Below are 12958 nucleotides of genomic sequence, written 5' to 3'. Positions count from 1 at the left end.
TGCAATAAGGATTTTGTGTTAGTTTTCTATCGTCAAGATTCCCCTCATCGCTAAATGAAAAAGAGAACCCATTCAATCGAGTCCTCTTCCCTCCTAACACTCACTTAAAGAATCTAATATTTCATGGCCATATAAAGATGGCTTGATAATATCAAAACCAATAAATTCTTCATACTTCTTATCTGCAAAATAAAATACAACGTTTTGAAATAACACTTTTTGCAAATGAATATCCTGAGAAATTCTAAATGAGTATATGTATGTATTATCATTTGAAGCTTTCTTTTTATATATTTTACTTCTATTTGTTAATCCTTTTAATTTACGAGCATTTTCTCCAAAAAACTCAATCCCCACTATACGATCAAATTGATCTATATCTACATTCAGTTTTGGATTTTCTTCCAACTCTTCAGTCGATTCAATCTCAATTTCTGAAGTGAATGGAATTACATACAGATATGCCATCTGGATTTCAGGGTCATAAGTAATTAATTTTTTCATGCTGCACCTCATATCCGTATTCATTTGTCTTGTTCCCTATTTTAAAACATAATACAATTGAAATGTAACTTAATAAGCTATAACTAGTAGGTGTGATAATCATCTCTTCCATTTTGAAAAAAGGGGGGAGGTGATAGAATGATCGCGATGTTTGTAATTAAATTAGTGTATGGTATCCTAACCGGAGCTGGCGTTGTCATCGGTAGAAGATACGTCGGTCCGTGGCTAATTTCTGTATACAAAAAAGCGAGAACCACCCTGCTTCGTGGAAAAGGTAAGGGCGGTTCTCGGCTAAAACGTTAATGTAATTGTCTTATAACCGCATCTACTACCACCACAATAGTAAGTTAGGTTACACAAGGCAGAAGTTTCTCAGGCTTCTGTCTTCTTTATTTTATGCAAAATTCATACTATATACTCTATCATCATTGTAACACATTTTATTTATTTTTAGTCAAGGTCAACAAATGATGATTATTATCCAATTTCGTTATCTTAAGATATATTCCCTCCTTATCTAAGGGCAGATTGTATCGTAAGACAAAAAAACAAAAGAGTTCAGACTACCTTCTGACGGCAATTCATCTCCACCTGAATTGTTGGGTTTCACCCGTAACACAAATCAGATGGAGCCTTCTTGCCGAAAAGGATAAAAAACACCTGAAGAGGTTCTCTTCAGGTGTTTCTCTATTTTACGCTAATGCAGCTGCTTGTTCTTGTTGATCTACAGGAATGACAGCGTCTGTTAATGCTTTTTCTAATTCAGCTGTGTATTTCATTTGCTCTTCTTTGCTCCAGCCTAGTTTCGCAGCCATGTAGTTGATTACTGCTTCTTTCCACTCGTATACCCAGTGGATGTTGAAGAACACAGCGCCTCTGCGGCGTACGAAGAAGTCAACTGGTTTTGCTGTCATTTCGTAATCCATTGCGTATACAAGTGGGATTAGAACGTCTAGCGGCATGTTGTATTCTTTCGCTTCGTCTTTATGTTTTTTCGCTAAGTCGAACAGTACGTCAACGTTAGAGCCATAGAATTTCGCAAATTCTTCTGCTTGTGCTTTCGTTAAACCAGATTTCGTACCCTCATCTGCTTTTTTCGCAACGAATGCTGGGAATCCGTGTGAACCACTTACATGTCCACCAGAGATTGGCATATGTTTCGTATCGCTCTTCGGATATGCACTATGACCTTCTTTTTGTAGTAGGTTCGTTACGTAGTCTACTACCATTTCAGCCATTTTACGGTATCCTGTTAATTTACCACCTGCGATTGTAATTAAACCAGATTCAGAAGTCCAAATTTCATCTTTACGAGAAATTTCAGATGCATTCTTACCTTCTTCATAAATTAACGGACGTACACCAGCCCAGCTTGACTCCACATCTTTTTCTGTAATTTTCACACTTGGGAACATGTAGTTAATCGCGTTAATGATATATGTGCGATCTTCTGTTGTCATGTGCGGTACAGCTGCGTCTTTATCATAGAACGTATCTGTTGTACCTACGTATGTTTTTCCGCCGCGAGGAATCGCGAACACCATACGTTTATCTGGTGTATCGAAGTAAATAGCTTGCCCTAGTGGGAAACGTTTTTGGTCAATTACTAAATGCACACCTTTTGATAACTGAAGTACTTTTCCTTTTTTTGAGTTATCTTTTTCACGAAGTGTATCTACCCAAGGACCAGCTGCGTTTACAATTTTCTTACCATACACTTCATACACTTCGCCATCTAGTAAATCGATTACACGTACACCGCATACTTTTCCATCTTTATATAAGAAACCGTCTACTTTTGCGTAGTTAACAGCTTTCGCACCGTGTTCAATTGCTTCTTTCATTACTTCAATTGTAAGACGCGCATCGTCTGTACGATATTCTACGTAGTAACCGCCGCCTTTTAATCCTTCTTTTTTTACAAGAGGCTCTTTGTTTAATGTTTCTTCACGGTTAAACATTTTTCTGCGCTCGCTTCGTTTTACGCCTGCTAAGAAGTCATATACACGAAGACCAATTGATGTACTGAATGATCCGAACGTACCGCCTGTATGGAACGGAAGTAACATCCACTCTGGTGTTGTTACATGGGGACCGTTCTCATATACGATCGCACGCTCTTTCCCCACCTCTGCTACCATTTTCACTTCAAGTTGTTTTAAATAACGTAGACCACCGTGTACAAGCTTCGTTGAACGACTTGATGTACCTGCTGCAAAGTCCTGCATTTCAAACACAATTGTTGATAACCCGCGTGTTGCCCCATCTAATGCAATACCAGAACCAGTAATACCGCCACCAATTACGATCACATCTAACTCTTGTTTATTTACTCCGTTTAATACGTCTTTACGTTGTTTACTTGAAAATTTCATGGTAATTCCTCCCTTTGATAACGAAAAAAGAGACCACGAACTCCGCTATAGATTTCGCCTCTATAGCGTGTTGTGGTCTCTCCAAATCTCCTACCGAATTATTAACTTGTCACCATTATAACACTGTTTATGATTATTTGAAAGCTTTTGTTGCTTCAATCGCTTTTTTCCATCCAGCATATAACTCTTCGCTTGTTTCCGTTTCCATTGTTGGTTCAAAGCGTTTGTCCATATGCCACTGCTCTTTAATTTCATCTTGGTTTTTCCAATATCCAACCGCAAGACCAGCTAAGTATGCTGCACCTAAAGCTGTCGTTTCATTGATTACTGGACGCTCTACAGGAACGTCTAAAATATCACTTTGGAACTTCATTAAGAAGTTATTTTTAACTGCTCCACCATCAACGCGTAATGTTTTCAGTTCAATCCCTGAATCTGCTTCCATTGCACATAATACATCTTTCGTTTGGTATGCTAAAGATTCTAGTGTTGCACGAATGAAATGCTCTTTCGTCGTACCGCGCGTTACACCAAACATAGCGCCGCGTACTTCACTATCCCAATAAGGTGTTCCTAGTCCAACGAATGCTGGTACAACGTATACACCGTCAGTTGATGCAACGCGAGAAGCATACACTTCACTCTCACTTGCATCTTTAAACATGCGCATTCCGTCACGTAACCATTGAATTGCAGAACCTGCTACGAAAATACTTCCTTCTAATGCGTAGTTTACTTTACCATCTATCCCCCATGCAATTGTTGTTAATAGGCCGTGCTCAGAAGCTACTGCTTTTTCTCCTGTGTTCATTAACATGAAGCAACCAGTTCCGTAAGTGTTCTTCGCCATACCTTCACCGAAACAAGCTTGTCCAAATAATGCTGCTTGCTGGTCACCAGCTACACCTGCAATCGGTATATTTTGACCGAAGAAGTGATAATCAATTGTTTCTCCATATATTTCAGATGATGGACGTACTTCTGGAAGCATGCTCTTTGGCACTGTTAACATGTCTAGAAGCTCATCATCCCACTGTAAGTCGTGAATGTTAAACATTAATGTACGTGATGCATTTGAGTAATCCGTTACGTGCGCTTTGCCGCCGGACAATTTCCATACAAGCCACGTATCAATTGTTCCGAATAATAGATCGCCGTTTTCTGCTTTTTCTCTTGCACCTTCAACATTATCTAAAATCCATTTTACTTTCGTACCAGAGAAATATGCGTCAATTAAAAGACCTGTTTTTTCGCGAACCATTTCGCTATAACCTTTTTCTTTTAGCTCATCACAAATTTCAACTGTTTGACGAGATTGCCATACGATTGCGTTGTAAATTGGTTTTCCAGTCGTTTTATCCCATACAACCGCTGTTTCACGTTGGTTCGTAATACCGATACCAGCGATTTGTTCTGGTTTTACATCTGCTTCACTTAAGCAAGTTGCGATAACTGCTAAAATAGATCCCCAAATTTCTTGTGCGTTATGCTCTACCCACCCTGGCTTTGGAAAATGTTGTGTAAACTCTTTTTGAGCTGAATGAACAATTTCACCTTTTTTATTGAAAAGAATTGCGCGTGAGCTAGTTGTTCCTTGGTCTAAAGAAAGAATATATTTTTTCATAATGGTTTCCCCCTATGCTACTTTTCTACTATTTGTAGTGCTTTCACTTTTTTTACTTGTCATATAAGAGATTGCTAGTACAATCACAGTTGCAATAATCACATAAATAAGTGCTGCATTTTGTTTTCCTTCAAATACAACTTGATGGAATAATCCTGCAAGTGATCCACCTAGAATTGGACCAACTACTGGAATCCATGCATACTTCCAGTTCGAACCGCCTTTTCCTGCAATCGGAAGGAAGAAGTGTGCGATACGCGGACCTAAATCACGAGCCGGGTTAATCGCGTATCCTGTCGTTCCACCTAATGATAAACCAATACTTACAATTAAGAAACCTACGATAAATGGATTTAAACCATCTGCAAATTTATTTGCTCCAATTGCTAATATACCAAATACTAAAACGAATGTTCCAATCATTTCACTTAAAAGGTTTGCAAATGTGTTCGGAATTGCTGGACCTGTTGCAAATACGCCTAACTTTGTTCCTGGATCTTCTGTTTCTTTCCAGTGTGGTAAGTAATGTAAATATACGATAACTGCCCCGATAATTGCCCCAATCATTTGTGCTGCGATATAACCTGGTACGTCACTCCATGGGAACGCTCCCTTAAATGCTAGTCCTATCGTTAAAGCCGGATTCAAATGTGCCCCACTAATTGATCCAACTGCATACGCTGCCATAGCAACTGCTAAGCCCCAGCCCATTGTAATAACAATCCATCCAGAATCTTTCGCAAACGATTTCTTTAAACTTACACCAGCACAAACGCCGCCACCAAGTACGATTAACAACGCTGTCCCTATTAATTCCCCTAAAAATGCTGACATAAAATCCCTCCACAATCAATTTAAATGCGTTCAAATGTGATAGAGGTAAAATGAATGGCCATTCGTTTTTTCAAAAGAAAAAGATCCACAGCTTACATGCTTCTATATAAAAATATATAGAAACAATAAAATGTGGATCTCTTCTTTTCTCCGTCACGTTTATTAACTTGTCTATAATGTTAACCTTTCATGAAAGCGGTGTCAACAGAATTTTTTCACATTTTCGTCACTTTTTTTGGTAATGTTTCCATAGTTCTTTTTTTGATGTCGTAATTGCTGTCGCACCAGCACTTAAAGCTCTTTCAACATCTTGCACAGTACGAATGAAACCACCCGCTAAAATCGGGACACCAGTACGCTCTTTCACTTCAGCAATCACATCCGTTAGCGCACCAGGAAGCACCTCTATATAATCCGGCTTCGTCTTTTCTAGCAAATTACAGCTCTTTTCCATCGCGCTAGAATCAATTAAAAAGATGCGTTGAATTGAGACGACACCCTTTTGCTTCGCCTTCATAATCACGCTCGCCTTTGTCGACAGTAACCCGTACGGTTTATATTCTTGGCATAAAAACTCCGTCGCATGCCCATCACTTTGTAATCCATGGATCAAATCAACATGTAAAAACACCTTTTTACTATGCTGCTTCGCAAGTGACACAACACTCTTCAATTGACCAACATGAATATCTAAAATAACAATATACTCATATGAACTATGTAATAGCTTTTCCAAATCTTTAATTTGCCTCACTGCCGGCAAAATCTTCTGTTCATGAAATTCCATTCTAAATGTCCCCTTCTTTATGTCATCCTATCCTTTATAGTACACAATTTGAGTAGAAAGAACAGCTAGTGCGGAGAAATTATTTCCTCTATCTATATATTTTCTTCAACTTATCAGAAGCCGTGCCACTTATAACCATTAATATGAGGGGTAAAAAATTCATTACATACGGTGCATCTGCTACAAGTGTAATGCTCGCTCCGGCAAACTTATTTAGCGTCCATACAACGATTTTTGTAAGAAATAAAAATACGCCCATCATAAATAAACTATCGAAAAAAACCTTCCATTTTGGATATGCTAATTGTTTGCTATCGTTAATTACTTTTTGCGTCAACTCTTCATCACTCCTTAGCAACTCATCAATCGTAATACCGAACAGATCACTTAAATGAATAATAATTTCAATGCTCGGATAGTTCTTTCCCGTCTCCCATTTCGAAACAGATTGTCTACTTACATGAATTTTTTCAGCCAAATCATGTTGCGACCAATTTCGTTTTTCTCGTTCTCGTTTCAAGCGTTCACTAAAAATCATACTGTGTTTATCACCTCTCTACGTCTAGTATGGGCAAATAACTGATGAAGAGTAAAGCGAGTTGTCGTTGCGTAGGTGGTGCAACTTTTGCGTTACATAGTAAAATGGCGCTATTTCATACTTTATATCACGCTGGTTTTATATACTTTTCTTCTATAATAATTTCCCGAACAATAATACAACTAATGAACACTAGTAAATACAGGAGGAGACATAAAAAATACGCTATTCCTTCTTATCATTCTCCAAAAAGAAAATCGTTTTGTTGATTTCTCAACTTATACTAATATGGATAGCGCCAGGGAAATTAATGAAGAAATACAATTAGAACGAACAAAAAAACCCTGTAAAATTTATTACAGAGTTTTTTGCCAACTATTTATTGTTTTGCATAACGAATACGAACGTTATCATCCATATGATAAATTTGTAATGTGTTTCCATCATAGTTTTGTAATTTATACATCATACTATCATTTGTTAACTTTACTTCTTGACCGTCTTTAACTGCTTTTGTTACTTTTAAGGACAACTGGAATGACGGAACATCTACCGCATATGTTCCTGTTAAGTAGTTATCTTTATTCGGATAAGAACCATTCGCATAGGACTCAAATGTTTTATCACCTTTTAGTACTAACGTAGTTTTTATGCCACTACCGTAATCAATACCCCAGTTACCAATAATCTCAGTCCCATCTTTGATGTTCTTCTCCATGTTTCCATAATTAATTCCTAACTCTTCACTTGTACCAACTGTACCTACAAATACCCCCGTTTTAGCTTGGCTTTTATCTGTTTGAGCCTGAATACCAGTAGTTGGGTTTGTCGGTGTAGAAGTACTTGTTGTACTAGTAGATTTTTCTGTGGCTGTATCACCTTTTATTTCGGATCTTAACTTATCGAATGTAGGTTTCCAAATACGTTTTGCTTCCTCTAATTTTGTATTTGCTTTATTTAAGATTTCCGTATCGGTCTCTAAGCTGAAGCCTTTATCGTTGAATAACTTCTCTATTTCACCGAATGTCTCTCTTAGTTTACCTGTCGCTCTTTCAATCTCTTTTTGGTCTTCTTTATGTTTTTGCGGTGCGTAAATCTTCTCTATCTTATCAAATACTTTATAGATGTCTTTAATACTATCTAATACCTCAGCTTTTGATTTACTTCCATTTCTCAAATCTCTTACAGAAGCGTCATAGTAATCAAATCGTCTTAACATATCCTGTTCAATATCTAATAAATATTGTGCATAATCTTCATCTAAAACTCCAACCTTTTGAACATCTTTACTTTCTTCTTTCGAATTAGTTGATTTTTCTTTCGTTTCAGCAGCCTTAGATTTACTCGTTTCTTCTGTCTTTTCTTCTTTATTTGCCGAATCTTTTACTGTAACACAACCACTTAATAATATGGCAACTGGAACTGCAGCAGCTATTAGTTTTTTCACTTTTATACCTCATACCCCTTTAAGTAATTTATTCTTAGTTAGTTTTGCTACCGATACTCTTCGCTGCTTCTTCAAACAGTTTTGAACCTTCTTGTGCTTTACTTAATGATTGATGCATTTTACTCTCGTCTTCTTGGTCTAATGCATCAAAGAGAAGTTGAAAACAATCCGCATACAGTTCCATCGATTGCTTTATCTTCGCTTGTTCTCCCTGTAATTCAGGAGGCGCTTGTAGATTCTTCAGTTTCGTTGCAGTTGCCTTTGCTCCACCTAAACTCAGTTGTACTTCACTTTTCTTTTGCTTGTATGATTTTACGTCTGAATCTGCTATTCCTTCAATTAATTTCATTGTATCTTCAATTTGAGTGGCACTGTTTATAATATCTGCCTTGTATCTTTCAACATCTGAACCAGTTACCTTACCAGTTGAAGAATTAGAAGAAGTAGAATTATTTGAAGAAGAACTTTGTTGACTACTTGATGAACTACTGTTTGTATCTTCACCTTTCGCTACAGATAAGCTATCCTCTTTCTTTCTATCAGTTGACTTACTCTCTTTCTCTACCTTTTGCGTTTCTTCTTTCTTTGGTTCAGCTTTCTTACCATCAGTTTCAATTGTAATACAACCACTCAATAACATAACTGGTAACGCTAAACTTACTAATTTCTTTGCTTTCATGATTACTCATACCCCTTTATTTGTAAAATTCAGTGCAAACAAGTTAATATACTTAACTAATAAATTCCCCCCGAACAATTTATTAGAATCTACTATCAATAGATTTCCTGTATATTCATAATCTTTCCATATATATCATTTTACAGAGAATTACATATTTGGTCAAAGGGATTTATGAAGTCTTCACAGGGAAATTTACTAAACGAAAAGAAATTTTATTCACAAAGAAAAGAAGCTAACAATAAATTGTTAACTTCTCAGCTGAAAGTAAAATAGTATCTTTCTTTATCTTCTAATATCTAGGTTGTGATTGAATATTTGTAAGGTGAACATCATACATATCAATGATTTCAAGAAATCTATCAGCTTCACGGAAAACATGGTCTGCTAATAATGGATGAATGATACTCTTTATTTTACATTGCTCAATTAAATCACGTGCTGTTTTCTTAAAATCCCGAAGAGATGCAACCGACACACGATTTTGATCTAAAAATTGATCTAAAAGTGGGACTGTTTGAGATTGTGGTTTCATAGATTCTAAGTCAATTGCTTGATACATCAATTCATCAAAATCATTGCTAAAATTCCTCGCTGTGTCTACAAGCTTTCTTTCCGATGGATCAAGAAGATGACCAATAAATTTAGCATGGTCTGCCATAATCCTTAAAAAGAAAACATTTTCTTTAATAATAGCATCAGGAAGAGCATCTAATTTACCTTCATTTAATTGTATTAAACGTTTTCTAAAATAATCAGCTTCCCTACTTGTATGATCAACTAACAATGGAAAGTTATTTTGTCCTGGCAATTTACATGTGAGAATTAATCCTAAAATTTTTCGTTTAAATCCCCAAATATTAGTTGCGGCTTGTTGTACTTCTGCATTAAATCTTTTTATTTGCTCAGGATCTGTTTCATTTGTATAGGAATGCGCTATTTGTTCGATATGTTCAAACAATCGATAAAATTGATTAGCCTCTTCGATTAGTTGCGTATCCTCACATCTAAACCCTAAGCGAAGAAAAAAAGAATGCTCCTTCATGATTCTAGACCAAAAACGAATTTCATTTAATGAACGCTCAACAAACATTACAGATGTAACACCTGTATCAGGATGTAATGATGTTTCATCCCTATGCATTGTTAATCCCCCCCAGTAAATACTGCACTAGTTCCATTCTTATGAGTAAAAAAATATATAAATACCATCAATAAAAGTTCATGATGAATATTGTATACAGGTAAATTCAACTTGTATAAGCTTAGCTTGATGAACATATACTGCTCCTCCAGCAAAAAAAGGCTACCAGCTAGATGTAAAGTTCTACTAGTTGGTAGCCTTTCAAAATTTCTATTAAAGCAATACCGAATCCTTATCAGTATCCTGATTCCGTTTCTCTCGCTCTTCTTCTAAACGCTTCATATACACTTCGCCTTCTTTTTCGATAAACTCATTATCCATCTCTTGCTCTTTTTTTGAAGTATATAAAACCATGTAGCCACTTAATACGATCCCGACGATTACAAGATACACCCACCATGGTAAAGTTTCCACGCAACTTCATTCCTTTCCTTAGACAAGCCTTATTAGTTTCACTGTATGAGGAAAGAAGTGGATTTATGCTTAAAATTTATTGCGGATTCTTCGCGAAGAACGCTTGTACATATTCCATAAATTCTATTGGTTCCTGGCGAAACGGTGCATGGTATCCTTTTTCAATGATATGGAACGTACTATTCGCAAATAGCTCATGATACAGTTCACCATTTTTCCAAGAAACGCTCTTATCGTGTCGTCCCCATATAATTAAAGTCGGCACCTTAATTTTATCGGCCTCTATCGCGATGCGGCGCTCTCTCATTTTCGTAAGCTGATCATAATGCTCTTTATCGTCGCGACTATTTTTCACTGCATTTTTATTATAATCTGTAATCTCTGTTACAGTTTGTAAATCCGTTGATAGCGGCGGCACTTCATAGCTTTCTTTTTGCTGGAAAGACTCGATCCCTGTAGAATCCGCTAAAACGAGATGCGTTACTGCATCCGGATATAAATACGCTAAATTTAGAGACATCTCTCCGCCCATCGAATGACCAAGTACTGCGAATTGATCGTATCCGAGTTTCTTCATTAACTTATAATATAAATTCACTTGCGCAGGAAACGAATACTGAAAATCAACCGGCTTCGAAGAACGTCCAAATCCTAAAATATCAACCGCGATAATCGTGTGATCTCGTGCAAGTTCCGGATAAATATCACTAAACCCATCAGATGAACCACCAAACCCGTGAAGCATAAGTAAAGGTGGCTTGCCCTCACCAATTTGCTTAAAATAAATCGTCTGTCCATCAATTTGCGCCATACTCTCTTTCGTATTCAGCTTCATCATAACAGTATTTTTCACTTCTCCAACTTTCGCAATCGGCTTATCAACGAAGTTACATACGATTAACAAAACGAGCACAATACCGCTAATAAAATAAAATTTAAACCGTTTCAAAATTCCCGTCTCCTTTCTCTTGTTGCTATTTAAAGTTTTTACATTATTTGGTTGTTTTATGATTAATTTTAATTGTAACTACATTAGTTACAATTATACTAAAAAAATATTACTTACTTCTATTAATGATGGTCATTTTGTAACTATTATAGTTACACGTTTAAAGTAAGTCAATTCTTTTCTCTACATGGCCTGAAAATAGAAAAAGGGACTTCATGTTGAAGTCCCTTTCTTTGTTATTATAGTTGGCTTACTCCGCCGTCTCCTCTATTATCTGCTGGTGCTCCTCCTGTGTCGCCAATATTAACGTAGTCTGGTCTTGCTGGTGCTCCTCCACCATCTCCTTTATTAAGTGCAACTGAATTAAAATCATGAAATCCTAGAGATAAAGTAAATGCGAACCCTATTACCGTTAATACAATTTTTTTCATTATTTTAACGCTCCTTTTATCATTTGTTTTTTTCTTGCTTCTTTACTCATATGATAATATTCGCTAGATTTTTCATGATTGTTTTCATAATAAAATTTATCTGCTAAGCGTTCCGTATACTCTTGAATACAATCAAATAATTCTTCTTTTTCAAAATAAGAAATCGCATCTAAAATAACATTTTCAAACTCACCAGTAGTCGCATTCATTTTATTTAAAATCATGAATCGGTATTGATACTCTTGATTTTTTAACTGATTACAAATACGTAACCCTTTATTTATTAACGACTCTGCTTTTTCTAATTCATTTAGTTTTAGGTATTCGTCTGATTCCAAGTATAGTGCTCGAAAATGATTAGGAGATTTCTTTGTTACTTCTGATAAGTGACGGATAGCTAACTCAGATAAATTTTGATTCGCGTACAATAAACCTAAATTATTTCTAACCATTAATATATATTTTTCATGATTAACTTGTTGGAAAACATTCAATGCTGTATTAAATGTTTCTTCAGCGAACTCGAATTGTTGTAAATCAATATAACACAACCCTAACATATTTTCGCACAACGCAAGATTAATTTCATAACCTGGTTGTTTTAAAAAATCCTCTTTTGCTGTTTTTATTTGATCAATCGCTAACATTTGTTGATATGATTGGTTATAAAGATATCCATAACGATAATGAAACTCCGCATGTTCTATCGGATCTGCAATATATTTCAATAACTTCTCAGCTTGCTCATACTGTTCTTTCGCTTCGTTATAATTTGAAATTAATGTGCAATGAAACCCTTTAAAGAAGTGATAATAATAAGCTAAAAAGCCCTCTATTGGAATTTCGAAAGATTCCACTTTATCAAAACTATCTTCTCTAACCCCAATCCAATCAACCAATGCATCATATCTAAAATTCAACAACGCATGATAAAGCAATACATCCTGATCCACATCCAAACCACTAATCTTACTTTCAATCTCCTCTTTCATTTCCGTAGCTTTCTCTATATTTTGCTGCAACATTACACGATACCAATCATCTAAAGAATGTTTCATTTGCTCCCGCGTTACTACATCTGCTCCCATACACTTACATCCCCTTTTCTCCAAAATTGCAAAATTAGGATTTTTATACAATTATCAAAATTGTATATTACCACTCCTTTTCTATGCATTGAAAAATAATTATCAGAAAATTTAATATTTTAATTAATTATACCAAAGTTTTCC

General features: G+C 36.0%; 14 protein-coding genes. 1 reads left to right on the top strand and 13 read right to left on the bottom strand.

Annotation, left to right across the window (positions count from 1 at the left end):
* Positions 1 to 93 precede the first annotated feature (93 nt).
* The gene (locus tag ACU8YW_RS05380; protein ID WP_097906862.1) at positions 94 to 504 is read right to left on the bottom strand and encodes a DUF2283 domain-containing protein; all 411 of its coding nucleotides are present in this window, start codon (positions 502 to 504) and stop codon (positions 94 to 96) included.
* Between the two features lie 138 nt (positions 505 to 642).
* Between ACU8YW_RS05380 and ACU8YW_RS05375 the strand changes: the two genes are divergently transcribed.
* Entirely contained in the window at positions 643 to 807 is a 165-nt protein-coding gene (locus ACU8YW_RS05375) for a hypothetical protein (protein WP_000561154.1), read from the top strand.
* Positions 808 to 1196: 389 nt separating this feature from the next.
* Here ACU8YW_RS05375 and glpD read toward each other — a convergent pair whose 3' ends face one another.
* The 12 genes from glpD to ACU8YW_RS05315 all read right to left on the bottom strand — a co-directional run bounded on the left by glpD (position 1197) and on the right by ACU8YW_RS05315 (position 12814).
* Positions 1197 to 2879, bottom strand: coding sequence for an aerobic glycerol-3-phosphate dehydrogenase (gene glpD / locus ACU8YW_RS05370; protein WP_064473814.1), 1683 nt, complete (start codon positions 2877 to 2879; stop codon positions 1197 to 1199).
* 133 nt (positions 2880 to 3012) lie between these two features.
* Positions 3013 to 4503, bottom strand: a complete 1491-nt coding sequence (gene glpK, locus ACU8YW_RS05365; protein ID WP_097906863.1) for a glycerol kinase GlpK — start codon at positions 4501 to 4503, stop codon at positions 3013 to 3015.
* Positions 4504 to 4515: 12 nt separating this feature from the next.
* Complete coding sequence (gene glpF / locus ACU8YW_RS05360) at positions 4516 to 5337, bottom strand: glycerol uptake facilitator protein GlpF (protein WP_088062312.1); 822 nt, start codon at positions 5335 to 5337, stop codon at positions 4516 to 4518.
* A gap of 226 nt (positions 5338 to 5563) precedes the next feature.
* Complete coding sequence (gene glpP, locus ACU8YW_RS05355; protein WP_000394296.1) at positions 5564 to 6124, bottom strand: glycerol uptake operon antiterminator GlpP; 561 nt, start codon at positions 6122 to 6124, stop codon at positions 5564 to 5566.
* A gap of 88 nt (positions 6125 to 6212) precedes the next feature.
* Positions 6213 to 6662, bottom strand: coding sequence for a helix-turn-helix domain-containing protein (locus tag ACU8YW_RS05350; protein ID WP_327975645.1), 450 nt, complete (start codon positions 6660 to 6662; stop codon positions 6213 to 6215).
* A gap of 379 nt (positions 6663 to 7041) precedes the next feature.
* Entirely contained in the window at positions 7042 to 8115 is a 1074-nt protein-coding gene (locus ACU8YW_RS05345; RefSeq protein WP_098857782.1) for a DUF3994 domain-containing protein, read from the bottom strand.
* A gap of 28 nt (positions 8116 to 8143) precedes the next feature.
* Complete coding sequence (locus tag ACU8YW_RS05340) at positions 8144 to 8788, bottom strand: DUF7018 domain-containing (lipo)protein (protein ID WP_097906866.1); 645 nt, start codon at positions 8786 to 8788, stop codon at positions 8144 to 8146.
* A 292-nt stretch (positions 8789 to 9080) separates the two neighbouring features.
* Positions 9081 to 9932 (bottom strand): DUF2935 domain-containing protein, encoded by an 852-nt coding sequence (locus tag ACU8YW_RS05335; RefSeq protein ID WP_087985653.1) that lies wholly within the window; start codon positions 9930 to 9932, stop codon positions 9081 to 9083.
* 213 nt (positions 9933 to 10145) lie between these two features.
* A complete protein-coding gene (locus tag ACU8YW_RS05330; RefSeq protein WP_088062310.1) occupies positions 10146 to 10346 on the bottom strand; it encodes a sporulation YhaL family protein in 201 nt (66 codons plus the stop codon).
* Between the two features lie 76 nt (positions 10347 to 10422).
* Complete coding sequence (locus ACU8YW_RS05325; RefSeq protein WP_142293571.1) at positions 10423 to 11295, bottom strand: alpha/beta fold hydrolase; 873 nt, start codon at positions 11293 to 11295, stop codon at positions 10423 to 10425.
* A 239-nt stretch (positions 11296 to 11534) separates the two neighbouring features.
* Positions 11535 to 11726, bottom strand: a complete 192-nt coding sequence (locus ACU8YW_RS05320; protein WP_097890543.1) for a hypothetical protein — start codon at positions 11724 to 11726, stop codon at positions 11535 to 11537.
* On the bottom strand, positions 11726 to 12814 hold the full coding sequence (locus ACU8YW_RS05315) for a response regulator aspartate phosphatase (RefSeq protein ID WP_097890545.1): 1089 nt from the start codon (positions 12812 to 12814) through the stop codon (positions 11726 to 11728). The genes ACU8YW_RS05320 and ACU8YW_RS05315 overlap by 1 nt, the downstream gene beginning before the upstream one ends.
* Positions 12815 to 12958 lie beyond the last annotated feature (144 nt).

Source organism: Bacillus pretiosus, assembly GCF_052947655.1.
Note: the sequence above shows the minus strand (reverse complement) of the source record. Positions and strands in the feature narration are given on the sequence as shown.

Bases quoted from the DNA above. Each gene is read 5' to 3' on its own strand.
- ACU8YW_RS05380 (WP_097906862.1), bottom strand. From the start codon at position 504: ATGAAAAAATTAATTACTTATGACCCTGAAATCCAGATGGCATATCTG.
- ACU8YW_RS05375 (WP_000561154.1), top strand. From the start codon at position 643: ATGATCGCGATGTTTGTAATTAAATTAGTGTATGGTATCCTAACCGGA.
- glpD (WP_064473814.1), bottom strand. From the start codon at position 2,879: ATGAAATTTTCAAGTAAACAACGTAAAGACGTATTAAACGGAGTAAAT.
- glpK (WP_097906863.1), bottom strand. From the start codon at position 4,503: ATGAAAAAATATATTCTTTCTTTAGACCAAGGAACAACTAGCTCACGC.
- glpF (WP_088062312.1), bottom strand. From the start codon at position 5,337: ATGTCAGCATTTTTAGGGGAATTAATAGGGACAGCGTTGTTAATCGTA.
- glpP (WP_000394296.1), bottom strand. From the start codon at position 6,124: ATGGAATTTCATGAACAGAAGATTTTGCCGGCAGTGAGGCAAATTAAA.
- ACU8YW_RS05350 (WP_327975645.1), bottom strand. From the start codon at position 6,662: ATGATTTTTAGTGAACGCTTGAAACGAGAACGAGAAAAACGAAATTGG.
- ACU8YW_RS05340 (WP_097906866.1), bottom strand. From the start codon at position 8,788: ATGAAAGCAAAGAAATTAGTAAGTTTAGCGTTACCAGTTATGTTATTG.
- ACU8YW_RS05335 (WP_087985653.1), bottom strand. From the start codon at position 9,932: ATGCATAGGGATGAAACATCATTACATCCTGATACAGGTGTTACATCT.
- ACU8YW_RS05320 (WP_097890543.1), bottom strand. From the start codon at position 11,726: ATGAAAAAAATTGTATTAACGGTAATAGGGTTCGCATTTACTTTATCT.
- ACU8YW_RS05315 (WP_097890545.1), bottom strand. From the start codon at position 12,814: ATGGGAGCAGATGTAGTAACGCGGGAGCAAATGAAACATTCTTTAGAT.